The following is an 18,182-nucleotide window of genomic DNA, read 5'->3' as shown; positions in this document are numbered from 1 at the left end:
CCTACCCACGCGAACAGTATCCGCGGATGTCGCCGGTGTGGGCGAAGATCTTGGCCGCCACGATCCCGACACCGCGGATAGTGGCGAGTTGGGTGCGCGACGCGGTCACGGCGGCGGCCAGCGAGTCGGTCGCGTTGTCGATGCGGCGATCGAGTCGGCGAAGCTCACCGACCAGATCGACGGCGACCTGCCGGAGAGTGCGGCCGTAACGTTCCCGGGGGCGCACCGACCGACCGCAGCAGGTTGGCCGCAGCTTCCGATGCCGCGGCGGCGGCGGTCGACGACGATCGAGAGCAGGTCCTGCAGCGCGGCACTGCAGACTGAACCCACGTCGGGTACGCAGACCACCTCACGGGCCCCGCGGCGTCCGAGCGGCATTTCTTCGTGCTGCGCCCGGATCGCAATGTTGACGGTGTCCGCGAGCGGGCGTCGTTCTAAGGGTTCGATCTGTGGAAACCTTTTTTGGGCGCCTGGTTTGCCGATTTCGATTCCGGTAGTCTCCGAGTTGGCGAGTGGGAGTTCTCGCCGACACGAGGAGGGGGCACGTGTGATGCCTTCCGCAACCGAGAAGAGGATTCACGTGATGAAGCGCACCGCTTATGGTTTCGCGATCAGCGTCCTGGTCACCGGCGCAATGGCCGGTGCTGTCTGGTCCGCCGGTGCCGCTGCCGCCCAGGGCGGCGGTATGTCGTACCAGGAGTGCATGACCACGGGCAAGGACAGCTTCCGGCAGCTGTACGGCAAGGAAGCTGTCTGCGTCGAAGACGGTTATGGCACCTATAAATTGGAGCCCGACGTAGGGCAGTAGCAATCGAGGCGCCGATCGCTCGGTGTCCGCAGCCGGCGCCGTCTGTCCACCTGGGCAGGCGACGTCGGCTGGACCGTGGCCGCGGCGCTACGAGAACGAGAGCCACAACGACCGTGGATCCCGAGCTGCGGACGATTTCCACCGCCGAAACCGACAATGCGACGCAGGCGAGCACGCCGAACCAGAAGGACCGTCGTTCAGCCATAACACTCCTGCGCCGTAGTCGACTCCTGCTTCACCATCGTGCCCGACCCGACAGCGTTGTGTCGGGCGGCGTGCGGGGCCGATGAGATCGCAGGCCCATGGTCGTCTGTGCTAGAGAGTGTCCTCGAAGCCACATGAGCAGGGTGGCCAGGTCGAGCATCCCGCGATAAGAAGTGGCGGTCTTGTCGTAACGGGTGGCGATCGCTCGATACTGTTCGAGCCGGTTGAAGCAGCGTTCGACCACGTTACACCGCCGGTAGGCCACGGGATCGAACACCGGTGGACGGCCACCGGCACTGCCCCGGCGACGCCGGTTGGCCTGCTGATCGACGCGTTCGGGGATCGTCGCGGCGATACCGCGACTACGCAGATGAGCACGGATCGCGCGGGTGGAATATCCCTTGTTCGCCAGGACCCGCCGCGGCCGCTTCCACGATCGGCCCCGGCCGGGTTTCGGCATCCAGATCCCGGCCGAGACCTGGGTGAACATGGTGCAGTCGTTGATGTTGCCCGCGGTCAGCAGCAGCGTCAGCGGCCGGCCGTGGCCGTCACAAGCGAGATGGATTTTCGTAGTCGGACCACCACGCGAACGCCCGATAGCATGATCAACTGGTTCGCTGTGCCCTGGCCCGGATCCGTTGTCCCCCTGTGTGAACCACACGCGTTCGAGCACCGGCGGCGTGCTGGTGAACGCGCACGAGCGAGGAATCCACCGACACCTCACGATCGAGTTCGTCGATCGCTTCGGCGATCACCCGCACGCGCTGCACGAGCATCGCGAGGGTGCCGTTGCGCGACCACCGCCAGAACCGGTTGTAGACCGTTTTCCAGGGCCCGTATCGTTCGGGCAGATCCCGCCATGCCACTCCGGGTTCGGCTTTGTAGAGCATCGCGTTCAGGATCCGACGGTCGTCCACCCGTGGGCGGCCCTTTGCCCCCGAGACCGGCAACAACGGCTCGATCGTGCGCCACTGTTCCTCGGTCAACTCATGCCTACGCGCCACACATCAAATCAAACCGGCACCTCGACCGCACAGGCTTTGAGGACACTCTCCAGCAGGTGGGCGCTGGCGCATCCAGCTGAACAGCGACCCGCTGTTGTCTCAACCTGTTTTGCCCGACTCCACCCTGCTCGAGGGAAGGATCATGGCATCACGCCGTCGAACCTGAAGGACCGGTCCCCGATCCTCCGCTGGCGATTCCGGCCACACAGTGCCGATCTCGTTGAGGTGAACCTACCCGCTGGGCATCCCTGGTTGAACCTGTCGGCTGCTGGACGCTGACCTGTACGACCCCCGATGACTGCAGCTCGTGGGCGGACATCGCACGAACGGCCGAGGCCGGCGCCCATGGGCTCGGTACGACACCGTCTATGGCGACGCCGGCTACGGACCGCTCAGTGCCCCGTAGCGAAATCTGCGAGTCTGGTGGACACTACCTCGGGTCGCCCGTCGTTCTGTCGTGCAGCGGCGGTGAGTACATCGAGGTGGTTGTAGCCGGGCAGTTGGACTACCTCGTCCTGCGGACTACCAGAGTCGGCAACAGGAATGCCGCCGCTGGTGCGGAAGGTCAGGATCGGGTTGCGGTCAACGCCATCGGAGTGGATGTGATGGTGCGCGAACGACGGTGCCGAGGTCTGTTGCACGTCGAGAGCCAGTCGTGTCGGGAAATACCACTCGGTGAAATCGAGGGGCGGTTCGCTGAGACTACGGGCGAGCTCGGCGATCGCGGTGACTTCGCTACCAGGGCCGGTGTACGGGCGGGTATCAGGTGCTGTCAGCCCCGCGGTGTCGTCGTAGTCCACCCACCGGTACACCGTGCTCGGATCGTAGATCGTCGGAGAGGCTTTCGAGGCGTCGCCGAACATACCCATCGCAAGCGGGCTGCGCGCAAGCTCATCCGGCACCGGAAAGGACTTGGGGCCCACCGGTCCACCGCCGGGGAAACCCAGGCTGGCCTGCAAGAATCCGAGCGGCTGAGAATTGTCGTCGAGTATCGCCCCGAGCACCGCTTCATTGGTCGCGTTCAACTGCCGCACGTCCGGGCGCCCGGTGGCGAACATGGCGGCGTCCTGCGAGAGCAGGGTCCGCAGCGTCGCTCTGATATTCGGATTATCCGGCAGCCGTCGGACGAGGTCGTTGACACCGTCCGGACTGAGCCGAGCCGCCAGACCGGCCAGCGCAAGGAGATTGGTGGTTTCGGGGTTGATCACTGCCGGCAATCGAAGAACCGGAAGGGCAGTCTCCAATTGCAGGGAAACCCCCTCCACCAGCCCGCCGACCGGGGCTGGTAACTCCGGTACCTGCAAACCACGGAGGCTGAGCCCCGCCTGGATGGTGGTGTCGAGCGCGAAATAGCCTGAGCACTGGTTGTATCCGGCGTCGTCGGTGGTTTCCGGATCGCCGTCGAAGTCCCATCCTGCGAAGTAGCCGGTGATGAATCCGCCCAGTGAATGCCCGCCGCACATCACCTTCTGCTTGCGCACCACCTGATCCGGAAACTCGATCCGTAGCACGTCGTATTCATCCCGCAGTGTTTGCGCGAGTCCCTGGTCGCGCAACCACGCGGTCGCATCGCCCTCGGCGAAACCCGCGAACCGGTGCCCGGCTACCTCGGCGCCCCGGAAGTAGTAGTCGGTTGCGGCGTCGAATGAACCGGTCCGGAGCGCCGTGTGGATTCCGGTGTGGTCCTCGAGGCAGTTCGACCGCCGATCGAGCGCCCAGAACTCGATGTGCTTCCCCAGTTCCGCCGCCCGTGACACCGTATTGCGCGCGATACTGTCGAAGGCCCCGGCCCCTTCGAAGACGCCGGGTTGAGCGACCAGGACGCGGTCGGCATCAGCCGAGGACGGCGGTCCGTCCGCGGATCGCCAGCGTAGATAGGACAATGTGTCGCACGCTGGAGGATGCGGCGGGCTGTTCGGCGGCAAGGGCACCGCGAGGGTGACCTTCGACGAGACGACAGAAGCCACGGGAGACGAGGACAAATAGACCGACTCCGTCCGGCCCGGCACATCGCCGGTCGCCACCGGAGTCGCCACACACCAACCCACAACAGCCGCCGTCAGCGATACCGACAAAACAGAGAACCTGTTTCGCCGAAATGTCATCGACCGTCCTTTCCACAACGACTATCGCGACGATCAAAACTGAGCACGGCGCAGTGGATAGGGGATCGGGCCCGCATCTGAGGAACTTCACAACAGCAGCGGAGCAGAACTGGGAGCACCCATCAGGCCCGCTTTCGTGCAATGGCCGGCAATGCCGATCGGCGGCCTTCGATGCGATCGAAGGCGATGCGATCGAAGGCGATGCGATCGAACGCACGAAACCAGAAAAATTGCTGGTTAGAGGGGTTAAAGTCGGCGGTAAGACACAGTTGCCGACGCAGAAATGCTACGAAAAGGTGTTCGGGGAGGATACGAACCCCTGCACACTATCTCGATCTGCAGAAATACCAATCAAGAATTATCGATTCAGCACATAACAGCAGGTCAATACGCTGAAAAAGTGTCCGGAGGGGAATACAGCGCCTATCCACAGAGATCGACCTGCGGAAACGCTGACATATCTGGGTAATCCTCTGCGCTGGATCGAACCGACCACTGAGTTATTGTCAATTCCTGCGGATCTCCGTGTTCTCAGGTTGCTCGCAGCCAGTGATCGAGGGCTGCGAAGTCCTCGCCGCTGAGTCCCCGGAATGGCTCGACGTGCCGCAGGAGTGCGGGGCCGCGATGTTGGGTGGCGACCCAGGTACGGTCGGCGTCGGTGATCTCGTCGTCGACCCAGGCGAACGGGCGTCCTGCCGCCCAGTCCACCAGGGTCCGGGTCTTCCAGCACAGTCCGAACCATCGGTCCTCGCGTTCGTGCTCAGCGGAAGATTCCGGCCAGCGCACGACCGGCAGTCGTGACAGCCCGAGCCGGGGCGCGAGTTCGTCATTGGCCTCGTCTTCCCAGGTCGTGGCCCAGACCAACTGGCACGGCAACCCTGCCAGCTGGCGGCCGATCTCGGGGCGCAGCCGCGAAAAGTGCGAGTCCGACACGACAGTGCGCGGCTCGCGCCCGGGGGCTTCACCGAACGGGAGAAGCGGCCCGTCGACATCGAGGAACAGCAGTGGGTGTTGTGCGTGATCGGTCATGTTGCGGTGGCCTGTTCGCGCTCGACGAGGGCGCCGCGTTCGAAACGTACTCCGGCGCGCACCAGGGTGACCAGGTGTGGTGGGTTGACCGCTCGCCAGCGGGTTTGAGCGGTCTCGATCAGCTGGTAGGCCATCGCCGGTCCAGCCGCCCGAGAACCCGGACCCTTGGTGACTTTCGTGCGCAAACGCACGGTGGCGAAGGTGGATTCGATCGGGTTGGTGGTGCGCAGATGGATCCAATGCTCTGCCGGATACTTGTAGAATTCGAGCAGCACATCGGCGTCATCGACGATCTTCGTGACAGCTTTGATCGTCCAGTTGCTCGAGGACACGGCCGGTGATGGCCGTCAATGCATCCACCTGAGCATCCGTGAGCGCATCGAAGACCAGCGCGCGCACCGTCTCCACATGTCTCGGCGCCGCCTGCTCGATCGCAGCGCGCCCCTGCTCGGTCAGGGCGATGAAGGCGCCGCGCGCGTCATCCGGGCAATCGTCACGCCGCACCAGCCCCCGCCTCTGCATCCGGCCGAGGTGATGCGACAGCCGACTCTTCTCCCATTGCATCACCTGCCCCAGCTCGCCTACGCGCATCCGCGGCTCCGGCAGGTCGGTGAGATGAACCAGCACCTCGAAATCGGACAGGGACAGACCCGAGTCGTTCTGCAGTTGCCGATTGAGCCGCGCCAGCAACCGGGCATGCATCATCAGGTACCCGCGCCAGGCACGACCCTCGCGTTCGTCCAGCCATCGAGTCTCGGTCATACGCCCAGCTTAACCAATTAGTTGACATATCACCAATCAGGGCGCAGCATTTATATGACACATCAACAAATGCCGACCAGGAGGCACTCGATGACAACTGCGACAAAGGTGAACGAACTGAGCGGGACCTACACCCTCGACCCGACCCATACCCGGATCGGTTTCGTGACCAGGCACGCGATGGTCACGAAGGTGCGCGGCTCGTTCAACGAGTTCAGCGGCAGCGCGTACTTCGACGGCGACAACCCGGCCAACTCCTCGGGTGAGGTCACGATCCAGGTCGCCAGCATCGACACCCGCAACGAGGACCGCGACAAGCATCTGCGCAGCCTCGACTTCCTCGGCTTGGACGAATACCCCGCGATCACCTTCCGCACGACCGCGATCACCCCGACCGGCCCCGAGGCGTTCGATGTCACCGGCGACCTCACCATAAAAGGCGTCACCCGCTCCGTGACGGTCCCATTCACCTTCGAAGGCCAGGCCAACGACCCGTTCGGCAATATCCGGGTCGGATTCGAAGGCTCGACCACGGTCAACCGCAAGGACTTCGGCATCACCTGGAACGCGGCCCTGGAGACCGGTGGCGTACTCGTCGGGGAGAAGGTCGTCCTGGAATTCGAGGTTTCGGCGATCAAACAGGACGCCGAGCCACAGAGCTGACGCTCTCACACGCGCCATACCCCCTGGGGGGTTGCCACGACGAACCCGGACTATCCAGGCAACCCGGACGGCACCACAATCGAGGTCTGATTGTGGTGCCGGCGTGGTCCGGCCGAACAGTCCCCACGTAGTGGCCAGCTCATGGCCACGAGTACGGTGGTTCCACCGCCGGTCCCCTGGCGGTTGATCACTGGGATCTCAGGCGCCGGCCACGGTAACGCTGCCGAGATGGGTGAATTCGGCGACGATCGGCTTGCCGGGCTGGACGAAGACCGCATCGGTCATTCCGCCGGTCAACACGATCCATCCGGCTTCCAGTGTGAGCCCGCGTTCAGCCAGTGCGTTTGCGGCCAGTGCGAGCGCTTGCGCCGGATGCCCCTGGACGGCCGCGCCCGTCGCCGAATCCACCACAGCGCCGTCCATGTGCAGGACACACTCTTCGAGCGCGAGGTCGAGGTCTTCCGGCTTCCGCTCGATATCACCGATGACGAATCGCGCCGACGAGGCGTTGTCGGCTACCACATCGGGCAGCGCGAATCGGAAATCGGTGAACCGGCTGTCGATGACCTCGATGCCCGCGTAGACGGATTCGACGGCGGCCAGCGCGGTAGCGGCGGTGACGCCGGGGCCCGCGAGTCGTTCGCCCAGTACGAAGACGATCTCGGGCTCAACTCGGGGATGTATCAGCTGGTCGGTGGGAATCGGGGTACCGGGCTCGAGCACCATCGCATCGGTCAACCAGGCGGTCAGCGGTGAGTTGATACCCATGCGCTGTTGTTTGGCTTCCGAGGTGAGACCGAGTTTCACCCCGACGATCTTCTCTCCCGCTGCCACTTTTCGTGCGATCAGCGCGTCTTGGACCCGGTACGCGGTCTCCACATCGAGTCCGGGCCAGTCCTCGGTGACAGGATGGCGGTCGGTCCTGGTCTGCTCGGCACGAAGCAGGACCTCGGCGGCAGTCTCGACATTCCACTCGGTGCCGTGTGCGCTCATGGAAATTGTTCTCCTTCGGTTGTTGCTCTGCATTGCAGGCGCATTGTCGGGTCAGTGTGCGAGGTCGCCGGATCGCGCCGGGTTTCCGGTCTCCAGCTCGCGTCCGTTGGTCTCGGGCAGGAAGAAGAAGACGATCGCGGCGGCCAGGAGGTAGAACAGCGCGGTGCCCATCATGGCGGCGCCGACGCCGGCCGAATGCGCCATGAATCCGACCATCGCGGGAGCCAGCGCGCTGGCTGCGCGGCCCGCGTTGTAGATGAATCCCTGAGCGAAAGCTCTGATCTCGGTGGGGAACAGTTCCGCGAAGGTGGGGCCGAATCCGGAGTAGAAGCCGGTGCCGAACAACGCCATGACCGGACCGAAGGCGAAAACGACGATGGGAGCGGTCAGGGTGAGGAAGATCGGTATGCAGATCACGGCTGCGCCGAAGTAGACCAGGAAAGCATTGCGCCGGCCGATCCGGTCGGCAACGTAGCCGAACGAGATGAATCCGGCCGCGGCCCCGATCTGCATGACGATGATCCAGGTGGTCGAGGACAGCATGTCCATCCCACGCCCGCCTTCGGTGACCGGCGAGGCCAGGTAGTTAGGAATCCAGGTGAACAGGCCCCAATACCCGCACATGGCCGCGGCGGTGAACGCCAGGCAGACGGCGACGGCCTTCGGCTGCTGGGTGAACAACTGCCGCAAGGAGGCGAACGCGCCGAGCCGCGTGCCCGCCTCCAGCCAGACCTTCGACTCCTTGGTCTCACGCCGCACCCAGATGGCGAGCACCGCCGGGAAGATACCGATGAAGAACGCCCACCGCCAGCCGAGTGCGGGGACGACGAGGAACGCGATCAATGCGGCGAGCCCGTAACCGGTGGCGAAGGCGCTCTGCACCCAGGCCAGGACCTTGCCCCGATGACGGGCGGGCCAGGTTTCGGATACGAGGGCGGTACCCGCACCCCATTCCCCGCCGACGCCGAGTCCGACGATGACACGTGCGGCCATGAGCGTTCCCATGCCGGTCGAGAAGCCGCAGAGCATCGTCCCGATCGAATAACACAGGATGCTCGCGACCATCGCCTTCGTCCGGCCGAACCGGTCGGCGATATAGCCGAAGATCATGCCACCGAACGCGGAAGCCAGCAGCGTGAAGGAAGCGATCATTCCCGCCGTGTCCCGGTCGCTGCCGAAGTCGTCGATCACGTACGTCAGGACCATCGAGAAGATGACGAGGTCCATGATGTCGAGCACCCATCCGAGGTAGGCACTCCAGAAAGCCCGCCACTGGTCTTTGGTGGCCCCGCGGTACCACCGCGTTTCCGAAACCGGTCCTGTCATGGGTGATCTCCTTCTGAGAACGCAACCGCGTCACCTGTATCGCTCACCGATACACATGTTCACACTGCCGTGACGTCGATGTGGCGACGGTAACACGGCCTGCGGTACGGTTGCGATGATCAGTACAGATGTATTGATGAGCGATACAGAGTGAAAGGTTCCGCGATGCTACGGACGATGTTTCTTTTCGAGGACCGCCTCCCCGCCGGAACCAAGCCGGTCTACCTCCCCCGCGAGAACCGCGCGATCTACGTCGCCTCCGGCGGCGTGGATATCCACTCCGACAACACCATCCGATACGTGAGCGAGGGTTCCGCGCTCGTCGCCGAGGAGGAACTGACCTTGTCGGCCACAGAAGTCGACTCCACCGTCTGGCGATGGGAACTGGCCCGCGACGCATCCGACGAAACCGCGCACACCCTGCGTTCCGCCCCACAGACCTCCAGCGAACTGAAGTTGACAGCAACCTTCGAACTCGACGATCGCTACACCTGGCTCATGCGGTGCGACACCGTGACCTTCCCGCCGGGCGGTATCGCCTGGACCCACCTGCATCAGGGCCCCGGTATTCGCATCACCAGGTCGGGTGAGATCACCATCGAGACCGAGGGCGCCACGCAGGTGCACGGCCCCGGCGCGGCCTGGGCGGAAAAGGGGGTTCTGCCGGTATACGCACCGACCACCGTCAAGAGCGGGACGACCTTCGTCCGATGCTTCCTACTGCCGAAACAGAATATGGGCTCGAGCTCGATCCGTTTTGTCCATCCCGAAGACAACGAGAAGATCAATACCCAGAAGTACCGAGTCCTCATGGAAAGAGTGATCGTTGCCTGACGACGAACCCGAAGACCCACGCCCCGAGCCGACGGCGAACCCGCCTGGCGCGTCGATACCTGCGCAAGCCGATTCCGCGCCGGGCGGCCGGCCGACACCGACCCTTCTTCCATTGCTGATTCTGGAAAAGGTGCTCGAACGCGGCGAGCCGTGGGGGGTCACAGCACTCGCCGCAGCCTTGGACCTGCCGAAGGCTCGGATTCACCGGCACCTCACCAGCCTCAGGGAGTCGGGCTTCCTCTCACAGGATTCGGCGACACGCGCCTACGAACCGGGCTGGCGTCTAGTGCTGCTCGGGCAACGGATCAGTAGACGAGCCGAACTACTCACACTCGCGCGCCCCGTCATGACCCGGTTGCGCGACGAGATCGGTCAGACGATCGTGCTCTCCCAACTCACCGAGCACGGTGTCACGGTCACCGAAGTCATACCCGGCGGCTCCCCGATCGACGTGATCCTCAGCCCCGGAACTCAATTCGGATACAACAGCGTTGCCCAGGGCAAAGTGGCCCTGGCGTTCGGCTCCCCGGACCAGGTCCGCACCTGGTCACGGCTTGCACCGGAACAACGCACCCCGGGCACGATCATGGATCCGGAACGCCTCCGTGCGCACGTCGCGTCCACTCGCAGACAAGGGTGGGCAACGGCGCCGGAAGAGACGTTCCGCGGAGTCAACGCCATCGCGGCCCCGGTTTTCACCCACGGTGGAGACCTGATCTGCACCTTGGCCGTGATCGCTTCCATCCACTACCTACCGGACCCGCCCTCCCCCGACGTCGTCGACGCACTCACCAACGCCGCGAGCGCACTATCCGAGGAACTCGGCTACCGGCGCTGAGACAACCGAACCACCCTGCCACGAAGGAGTACCCAGTGCCGATAGTTCAGATCACCCTCGTCAAGGGACGCCCATCCGACACAGTGGAAAACTGCATCCGGCAGGTGGCCAGAACGGTCGCCGATGCGCTCGAGGCGCCCCTGGAAACCGTCCGGGTCGTCGTCAACGAAGTCGAGCCCAGCCGCTTCGCAGTCGGCGACACACTGAAAAGTGATCGCTGAAACGATCGAATGCCACTGGCATCCAGTAACCGAGCAACCAGGTATCGCGTTGCGGCACAACACCATCGATACTCTCACCGCGGAGCAGATCGATCAGCTCGCCGCGATCGGGGCCGCTGTCCTCACCCGCCTCGACCCGTCCGGAACCATGGCGGATGTCTACACCCGGTACGACGACATCCCCGGCTCCCCCGCACCGAAACGGGCCACCGGCGAATGACCCGGACCCGGCGTGACCGGCCACCACGCCGCGTTCCACTTGCGGGCGACGCCGGCGGACCGACGCGCAATGCCATCGGCACGGTGACCTTCGACGCCCGGTGCGCGATCACATCGATGAAGGCCCACGCCGACTGGGCATATAGTCGGTCTGCAACCCAGCCACCCACCGCGATCGGAGGTTCGGCCGATGTTGGCAGCCTGGTACGACCGCAACGGATCTGCCCGCGAAGTACTGCAAGTGGGTGAGTTGCCCGATCCGGAGCCGAGGGCCGGAGAGGTCCGCGTCCGGGTGCACGTTTCCGGGGTCAACCCTGGCGACATCAAGAAACGCGAGGGCTGGCTCGGCTCGACCATGCCCTATTCGCGCGTCGTACCCCACAGTGACGCCGCCGGGGTGATCGACAGCGTCGGTGCGGGCGTCGATACCGCCCGGGCCGGGCAACGCATATGGGTCCACGGGGCCCAGTCCTATCGTGCTTTCGGCACCGCAGCCGAATACTGCACGGTACCGGCGGACCTGGCGGTGCCGCTGCCCCCCGAGGTGAGCGACGAGATCGGGGCCTGCCTGGGTATCCCCGGTACCACCGCGCACCGCGCCGTATTCGGCGACGGCCCCGTCCAGGCCACCATCGTGCTGGTACACGGAGTACTCGGAGCAGTGGGGTCGCTGGCAGCCCAACTCGCCGTCCGTGGCGGCGCCACTGTGATCGGCACCGTGCGACGCAGCAGCGACCTGGACGATCCGGCCGCCGCCGCCACACACCTGGTAGCCCTCGACCGACCCGATCCTGCCGAGGCCATCCGCGCCCATGCCCCCGAGGGTGTGGATCGCATCGTCGAGGTCTCGTTATCGGGCAACGCCGACCTCGACACTGCGGTGGCCCGGCCAGGCGCAACGATCGCCGCCTATGCGACCGGCGCCGCGGACACCACCATCCCGTTCTGGCCCATGCTCTTCGCCAACCTCACTGTGCGCCTTCTGGGCAGTGACGACTTCCCGGCGGAGGTGAAACACCGAGCCGCTCGAGACCTCACCGAGCTGGCCCGTACCGATCCGGTCATCCCGATCGCCGCGCGCTATCCCTTGCGGGATATCGCAGCCGCACATGAACGCATCGACGGTCCCGGACACGGCCGGGTCCTTGTCGACATTCCCGGCTGACAGGGCAGACGTAGACACTTCGGCCACCGCCCGCACGGGTCGGTGGCCGAGGTGCCGCAGGGTTACTTCAGCAGGCGGATCGCGTGCTCCTCGACGTATTCGCGCAGTCCGGCCTCACCGAACTCGCGACCGATCCCCAGACCGTGGCCGACCGCGTCCAGGGTCCGTCATGGCGTGAGCCTGGACGGTTTGCTCAGTTCTTCTGACTCGGCCAGGCGAGGGCGCCGGAGCGGATGCGGCGGATGGTCGCATCCAGCCAGGCGCGTTCGTGATCGAGTTGGTCACGGTAGTAGTGGGTCTCGATCATGTGCAGTTCAGGGACGCTTGCAGCCTCGTCGAGTGCGCGTGCAAGGCGTTCTTCCTCATGGTGGATGCGGTCGGCTCTGCTTTGCAGAGCGGCTACCGCTGAGGTCGGGGCGAGGATTCCGAGGTAGGCGAGCGCGGTCATGAATGGGGTGCGGTCGCCGACGGCGCCCTCCTGGAGTTCGTGCTCGACTCGCTCTGCCAGGGCTTGTCGCCCTGCTGGGGTCAGCTGGAAGGTCTGTCGATCTGCGCCCGTCGGCTCCGCACGCAGCCATCCGGTCTCCACGAGGGTGTTGAGCAGCGTGTAGACGGTCGCGTTCCGCACGCTGATGTAGGTGTAGCGCGAGCGCAGCTCGCTGAACAGGGCGTAGGCGTGCCGAGGCTGTTCGGCCAGCAGCCCCAGGATCGGCAGCACCAGCGGGTTGGTGAGCGCATTGGTCGGCATCAGTCCACGGTAGCGGAGATAGCCGTATACGACTATCGTATCAATTATCCGTATACGGCTAGTGAGGAGTCTGTCGTGCTGTTCGGAATCTGGCCCGGTGTGGTCGCCGCTGATCTCGTGGAGTTGACCCCGCTGGCAACACCGCCGGAAGATGTGGAGCGCACGCGCGTGGCCCTTGACCGGCTGCAAGGCGATGCAGCGCAGTTCTACATCCGCTGCTATCGGCACTACCGCGGAGATGGAGCGCCGGAGCCCGGTGTGGTCGCGGCTCCAGCCGATCCGGGGGACTACGCCGGGCCGGGCCGGCTGATCGACCTGGTGGCCTGCTATCAGGCCACTGAGCCCGACCCAGCCGGCTACGCGAAATTCGTGCGCCGGGCAGTTCGTGATGTTGCCGCATGGGGCGGCGGCAAGGTGCAGGTCGGCGAAGAACTCAACGTGCCCGCTCCGCAGGACGGCGGTTTCCCTGGCTGTTTCGACGCGGTCGCCGCGGGCGTGGCGGCCGGGATCGAGGAACGTGACCGGCTCGGCGTGAGTGTCGGAATCGGCGTGAACGGGGCCGGAGTCGCGGACCCGGCGTTCTGGGCCCGGATGACCGACAGCCTGGGCCCGGATTCGACCGCGCGGCTCGACTTCATCGGACTGGACATGTTTCCCGACGTCTTCCGCCCGATCCCCGAGGACAAAGTGGGCGTCGGAGCCCAGTTCCTCGTCCGTACCCTGCGATCTGTCACCCGTGACGCCGGGATCTCCGAGGAGACGCCGATCCACGTGACCGAAACCGGCTGGCCCACCGGTCGCACCCGCGATGAGGCGAAGCAGGCGCGGATCCTGCAGGCCGTCGCAGCGGCGGTAGCTGCGACCGGCGAGGTCAGCGTGCACGAGCTCTTCTCGCTCCGCGACGGGATCAGTGACGGCAACTGGCAGAACGGATTCGGGCTCCTCCACGACGACTACACGCCCAAACCGGCCTATGACGCCCTCCGGCGGCTCATCGGCGCCTCATGACGGGCGGCGATGCGTCCCCACGGCCGAGGAGGGAAGATCGCATCTCGACTGCGACAACCCACTGCAACGCCCCTCTCACCCCCCCGAAGACCGCTAGCGACTCATCGAACGCTGCAGCACCCGCCCAATCGCACACGTGGCCGCCGAGATGGGCATATCTCGGGCGACCGCATCGAGGTAGATCAGGGTCCCATGCTTGCGGCACGCAAGACTCCGGTCAACGTCAGGCGCTGTCACGAAAAGCGCTGAGGTGTAAACCGTGTCTTCGCTACGGAACGTCGCAGCGGCTGATGTCGTCGGATCCGAACTGATGATCCGAACGCAGTCGTTGAGACGACCGGCGGGGGCCTATTCGCCCTCGTCGCAGCGTTCCTGGCCAGCGGGCAAGATTCCGAGAACCCGGGGTATAGACCAACATCGTCCGCCGTGGTGGCCCCAGCCGCCGACCGGGCCGGCCAGCTCGGGGTCACACCTCCAACGGCCGACGAGTCCCACCCGTGCTACCCCTTCGCCGCGGCGTGCTGAGGTAGGGGCCGGAATGCAGGGGAAACCCTGGGGTCTGGAGCCCACCGGTTCGATCAGTTGGGCACTTCCTGCTCCGGGTGGTCGGCCTGGTATCGAGTGACCGGTGTCGGGTGCAAGCCCACAAACCACGGCCGGCACACCACAAGCGCCGCGATCGCGAGGCTCGCACTCACCGCGAATACCGCCCTATCCGTCACGACAGCAGACGCGGCGCCGGCAATCAATGCACCCAGCGGAGCGGTGCCGATTCCGAGAAGCTGGAAGGATGCATTAACGCGGCCGGCCAGATCCGGGGTGATGATTCGCTGGCGCATCGAGATCACGTTCACGCCGAACAGCGGCGAGAGCAGGCTGCCGAGCACGGACACAATTCCCAGCTGAATCATGCTCGTCCCGATAATAGGCGAGACCAGACCCAAGGCAATCCCCAGTGCACCGATCATGACCGCCGCCCGGAATCCGAGATACGCGGACAGACGTGCGGCGCCCAGGCTGCCGACACTGGAACCGATACCGATCGCGGACAACAGGATTCCGGTCCCGGCTACCGATGCGCCCAATGACCGGCTCGTGTAAACGACCAGGACCGCCATCGACGCGGACGACGCCAGGTTCATCACACCAACCGCCGCGGCGGTGCGTCCCAGCCACGAACTGTGCAGGATGGTCTTCAACCCGACTTTGGAGTCGGTCAGGACCGAACTCGACGGATGCTCGCGCGCCGGCCCGGCACCCGGCGCGGCGCGACCCTGCACGAGAAACACCGCAACAGAGCTCGCGATACCCAATGCCGATAGTGCCAGCCAGGCCGGAACCGCGACGAGCAGACCGCCGATCGCCGGGGCTGCCAACACACCGAGGACGGTCTGCACCGACGCCATCTTCCCGTAGGCAGCCGTACGTGCGGGTTCCTCGACAAGATCGGCCACCATACTCTGTCCACAGATGTCGCCGACCATGTCGACAGTGCCGATCACGACCGCCAGTCCCAGCAACACCGCAATGTGACCGGGGAACAGGAAGGCGGCCGTCGCGGCGACGCCCAGACCGGCGGCTCGCGCCAGATTCACCGCGCGCAGAAACGCGAAACGGTCCCTGCGGTCGATCATCGCCCCGGCAAACAGGCTGCCGACCGCCCATGGGAGCAGTGCTGCGAAGAAGATCCAAGCGACCGCGGCCTGACTGGCCTCCCATGCGATGGCCAGCAGCGGAAGATAGATCCGAGTGCTCCCGTCCACCAGATTAGTGATACCCGCCATCGCCAACAGCCGGCCGAAACTCCCGTGCAGCACGCCCACTCCTCAGATCAGTTCTACGTCGAGAACTCTGGACACTCGCTCGACCTCAGCGGTGTGAGCCTTCGAGAGCCAGTCAGGGCCTTTCGCGTCGCCGTTCGAGCGTCGGCCCCCTCGAAGTGATCCTCGACCTGAATCATCAACTCGCCGAATGCATCTGCGTTCGGTCCGGCTGCCGGCACCGTCAGAGCGATCACTTCCCGGGTACCGACCGTAGGCGACTTGCGGAGGGTTTCCGAGATGTAGTTGCTCGCGTGATAGCGGCGGGCCGCATCCGAAACTTTCTTCGGCCGGTCCGGCCTTGGGCCGGCGGTCTCGCAACGCCTACGCGCAGATCCGATCACCTCATCGCGCGGTGAGGTTGAGCAATGGAGCTCGTGAGGATTGCGACTCCGCGGGATGCGAACGGTCCGAGCGGGCAAACCCGAGCTACCGCTCGTCCCGGGCGGCTGACAGGCTCGGTGCGGATCGATGTGCGCGCGAGCCGGTAGCTGGGTCAGGCGCTCCCTGATAATCTCGCAGCCATGGTCGATCCAGGGGGGGAATCCGAACCCTACCGGTGATGTCACTGTTGCACCGGAAGAGGTTCGGACGGTGGGACAGTTCGTTGCCGTGGCGGTGCCAGACAAGGGACCACCGACTGCGGCAGTTCGTAGAGTGAACACGTTCCAGATCCGTGATGTGAGAACGGCCCAGGGGCGTCCCGCCGAACTCTCGCTCATGCCGATATCAGTGCAGACTGCGGCACGCGTGCCAGACGATCGCGCCGCTTCAAACAATGATCTTTCATGGAAGTGATTCACCAGACTGCCAAGTGATCGGAGAGGGCACCCTCGATGCTGCCGTGATCCGCGCCTCATCAACCGAACGGTGCGGCCCGGAATCAGGCCAGAATGACGCATCGTTGCGGAGGACTTTGAACGACACGTAGTAAGCATGCCCGGCCGAATCAAGGAACGGCTCCTCGCCCGCCGCGAGTGTGCCCTCCTCTCGGGCTACCTCGTACCAGAAGTCGTAGTCGAGACGGACGACGAACACCGGCATGACGACGTCGGCATACAGCCACGAACCCGTCGCTACGATCTCCTGGCCGCTCATAATGACCAGATGCTATGCGGGGGTTGAGGGACACTCGCTTCGGCGCCTGGCCAAGCCCTATATTGCCGCATACCGGTCACACAGGGAACGTGGTGGTTCTATCGGCCAACTGTGACGTCACTCATCGGTGGATGTTGACGTCGCCCGGGATCGAGAGATTCTTGTATCGGCGAATTCCGACGCCGTGGTCCCGGGTCTCCGCGAGTCAGTGGCCGCTGAAGCCCCATGCGTCGAGTCCGTCGTAGATATGGGCCTCCCGGCAGTGAGGCGCGGCCAGGCCGATAGCTTCACCGCGGTAGATGGCGATCAGTGAGTCCTTGCTCCGCCACCAGGTGTCGGTGAGTCCCTGAACCTCGGGTACGAGCTCGAATCCGTCGAGATCCACCTCTTCGACGGCGTTGCCCTTGATTCTCGTGACGGTCCGGGCCCAGTGGCGGGCGTGGTGGGCCAGTGCCAGGGCTTCCACCCATCCCTGCGTGCTGGCGTGCAGAGGTGTCCAATGGTCGGCGTCGATTCCGAATTCGCCTCCCGGCCCGATCATGAATCCGTAGGCCATGGATACGCGGCAGTCGCCGGCCGGAAAGTGCCACCCGTCCGTGGACAGGACCTCGGGTACGTCGGCTTCGAGAACACGCGGGCCGCCCTCGTACGCGGGGGCAGGGGGCAGGGGGCAGGGGGCAGGGCGAGGCCGCCCCAGACTTCTTGGAAGGCCACGGCCCGGTCGATCTCCGCAGCGGGTATCCCGTGGTCGAGCCATACGTTGCGATAGGGGCGGATATCCCGGCAGGGAAGACGCATCCCGTGCGTTTCGACGAAGTACCGGGCCCGGCGGCTCAGGCTTTCCGGCGTTCGAGGGGGCAGTGGCACTCGCGCGGCACTCATGAGCAGATAGCGAAGGTCGAACAGCGCGAACAGCGGAATCCGAGATCACCGATCATGATGCGGAGCCTAGATCGTGGCTCTCGGCGATCTGCGGCAGTCCGTAACCAGGTGCTGGTGACGTCAAATTTCACCGTCACGACTCACCTCGTATGGACCCGACGCGGTATCGGAATTCGCCGACGAACGACGCAGGAATTCGCTGGCACATACAAACGTGGACTCCGCCACTCAGCAAAGCGATAACCCATTCTAGTATTGCTATCGGTGAGCCCACAAGTGGCGACGTGATGATCCGTCGTGATGGCAAGCGACAACCCCGCTGCGGAGTCAGTCGGGTACTGCTGTGCCGCAACCAGGATGGCGCGATGGTGTCGAGATTCGCGACCGACCGCGAACAAGACGCTGTCGAAATTCGCGACCGGGCGGTGCCCGAATTCGCGATCAAAGCCAACCCC

18 protein-coding genes and 2 pseudogenes are annotated in these 18,182 nt (G+C 64.8%); 8 read left to right on the top strand and 12 right to left on the bottom strand.

Going from position 1 to position 18,182, the window contains the following annotated elements:
- Nucleotide 1: 1 nt before the first annotated feature.
- Nucleotides 2-226, bottom strand: coding sequence for a hypothetical protein (locus OG804_RS02615; protein WP_328393456.1), 225 nt, complete (start codon nucleotides 224-226; stop codon nucleotides 2-4).
- A 357-nt stretch (nucleotides 227-583) separates the two neighbouring features.
- Between OG804_RS02615 and OG804_RS02610 the strand changes: the two genes are divergently transcribed.
- Nucleotides 584-808, top strand: coding sequence for a hypothetical protein (locus OG804_RS02610; protein ID WP_328393454.1), 225 nt, complete (start codon nucleotides 584-586; stop codon nucleotides 806-808).
- A 331-nt stretch (nucleotides 809-1,139) separates the two neighbouring features.
- Here OG804_RS02610 and OG804_RS02605 read toward each other — a convergent pair.
- The 5 genes and pseudogenes from OG804_RS02605 to OG804_RS02585 all read right to left on the bottom strand — a co-directional run.
- Nucleotides 1,140-2,016, bottom strand: a pseudogene (locus tag OG804_RS02605) (IS5 family transposase); the annotation flags it as partial.
- A 392-nt stretch (nucleotides 2,017-2,408) separates the two neighbouring features.
- Nucleotides 2,409-3,983, bottom strand: coding sequence for a hypothetical protein (locus OG804_RS02600; protein WP_328393452.1), 1,575 nt, complete (start codon nucleotides 3,981-3,983; stop codon nucleotides 2,409-2,411).
- 669 nt (nucleotides 3,984-4,652) lie between these two features.
- Complete coding sequence (locus OG804_RS02595) at nucleotides 4,653-5,150, bottom strand: HAD domain-containing protein (protein WP_328393450.1); 498 nt, start codon at nucleotides 5,148-5,150, stop codon at nucleotides 4,653-4,655.
- Nucleotides 5,147-5,458 (bottom strand): annotated as a pseudogene (locus OG804_RS02590) (transposase); the annotation flags it as partial. The pseudogene OG804_RS02590 and the gene OG804_RS02595, both read right to left, overlap by 4 nt.
- Nucleotides 5,433-5,912 (bottom strand): MarR family winged helix-turn-helix transcriptional regulator, encoded by a 480-nt coding sequence (locus OG804_RS02585; RefSeq protein WP_328393449.1) that lies wholly within the window; start codon nucleotides 5,910-5,912, stop codon nucleotides 5,433-5,435. The gene OG804_RS02585 and the pseudogene OG804_RS02590, both read right to left, overlap by 26 nt.
- Nucleotides 5,913-6,002: 90 nt before the next feature.
- Here OG804_RS02585 and OG804_RS02580 point away from each other — a divergent pair, with 90 nt between their 5' ends.
- Complete coding sequence (locus OG804_RS02580; protein ID WP_328393447.1) at nucleotides 6,003-6,575, top strand: YceI family protein; 573 nt, start codon at nucleotides 6,003-6,005, stop codon at nucleotides 6,573-6,575.
- A gap of 198 nt (nucleotides 6,576-6,773) precedes the next feature.
- On the opposite strand, the gene OG804_RS02575 is transcribed toward OG804_RS02580, so the two are convergent.
- On the bottom strand, nucleotides 6,774-7,568 hold the full coding sequence (locus OG804_RS02575) for a 2-keto-4-pentenoate hydratase (RefSeq protein WP_328393445.1): 795 nt from the start codon (nucleotides 7,566-7,568) through the stop codon (nucleotides 6,774-6,776).
- A 51-nt stretch (nucleotides 7,569-7,619) separates the two neighbouring features.
- Nucleotides 7,620-8,894, bottom strand: a complete 1,275-nt coding sequence (locus OG804_RS02570; protein ID WP_328393443.1) for an MFS transporter — start codon at nucleotides 8,892-8,894, stop codon at nucleotides 7,620-7,622.
- 177 nt (nucleotides 8,895-9,071) lie between these two features.
- Between OG804_RS02570 and OG804_RS02565 the strand changes: the two genes are divergently transcribed.
- From OG804_RS02565 to OG804_RS02545, 5 genes are all read left to right on the top strand, one after another.
- Entirely contained in the window at nucleotides 9,072-9,728 is a 657-nt protein-coding gene (locus OG804_RS02565; protein ID WP_328393441.1) for a hypothetical protein, read from the top strand.
- 112 nt (nucleotides 9,729-9,840) lie between these two features.
- Nucleotides 9,841-10,566 (top strand): IclR family transcriptional regulator, encoded by a 726-nt coding sequence (locus OG804_RS02560; protein ID WP_328393439.1) that lies wholly within the window; start codon nucleotides 9,841-9,843, stop codon nucleotides 10,564-10,566.
- 35 nt (nucleotides 10,567-10,601) lie between these two features.
- On the top strand, nucleotides 10,602-10,787 hold the full coding sequence (locus OG804_RS02555) for a tautomerase family protein (protein ID WP_328393437.1): 186 nt from the start codon (nucleotides 10,602-10,604) through the stop codon (nucleotides 10,785-10,787).
- The gene (locus tag OG804_RS02550) at nucleotides 10,777-11,007 is read left to right on the top strand and encodes a hypothetical protein (protein WP_328393435.1); all 231 of its coding nucleotides are present in this window, start codon (nucleotides 10,777-10,779) and stop codon (nucleotides 11,005-11,007) included. Before OG804_RS02555 ends, OG804_RS02550 begins: the two co-directional genes overlap by 11 nt.
- Nucleotides 11,008-11,196: 189 nt before the next feature.
- Nucleotides 11,197-12,171, top strand: a complete 975-nt coding sequence (locus OG804_RS02545; RefSeq protein WP_328393433.1) for an NADPH:quinone reductase — start codon at nucleotides 11,197-11,199, stop codon at nucleotides 12,169-12,171.
- A 193-nt stretch (nucleotides 12,172-12,364) separates the two neighbouring features.
- Here the strand turns inward: OG804_RS02545 and OG804_RS02540 are convergent, their stop codons facing one another.
- Entirely contained in the window at nucleotides 12,365-12,919 is a 555-nt protein-coding gene (locus OG804_RS02540; RefSeq protein ID WP_328393432.1) for a PadR family transcriptional regulator, read from the bottom strand.
- Between the two features lie 75 nt (nucleotides 12,920-12,994).
- On the opposite strand from OG804_RS02540, the gene OG804_RS02535 reads away from it, so the two are divergent.
- A complete protein-coding gene (locus OG804_RS02535; RefSeq protein WP_328393430.1) occupies nucleotides 12,995-13,927 on the top strand; it encodes a hypothetical protein in 933 nt (310 codons plus the stop codon).
- A 578-nt stretch (nucleotides 13,928-14,505) separates the two neighbouring features.
- Here OG804_RS02535 and OG804_RS02530 read toward each other — a convergent pair.
- From OG804_RS02530 to OG804_RS02520, 3 genes are all read right to left on the bottom strand, one after another.
- Nucleotides 14,506-15,744, bottom strand: coding sequence for an MFS transporter (locus tag OG804_RS02530; RefSeq protein WP_328393428.1), 1,239 nt, complete (start codon nucleotides 15,742-15,744; stop codon nucleotides 14,506-14,508).
- Between the two features lie 789 nt (nucleotides 15,745-16,533).
- Nucleotides 16,534-16,845, bottom strand: coding sequence for a hypothetical protein (locus tag OG804_RS02525; protein WP_328393426.1), 312 nt, complete (start codon nucleotides 16,843-16,845; stop codon nucleotides 16,534-16,536).
- 205 nt (nucleotides 16,846-17,050) lie between these two features.
- Nucleotides 17,051-17,386, bottom strand: coding sequence for a hypothetical protein (locus OG804_RS02520; protein ID WP_328393424.1), 336 nt, complete (start codon nucleotides 17,384-17,386; stop codon nucleotides 17,051-17,053).
- Nucleotides 17,387-18,182 lie beyond the last annotated feature (796 nt).

This window comes from Nocardia sp. NBC_00416, from assembly GCF_036032445.1.
Taxonomy (GTDB): Bacteria; Actinomycetota; Actinomycetes; order Mycobacteriales; family Mycobacteriaceae; genus Nocardia.
This window is presented reverse-complemented; position numbering and strand designations above follow the sequence as displayed.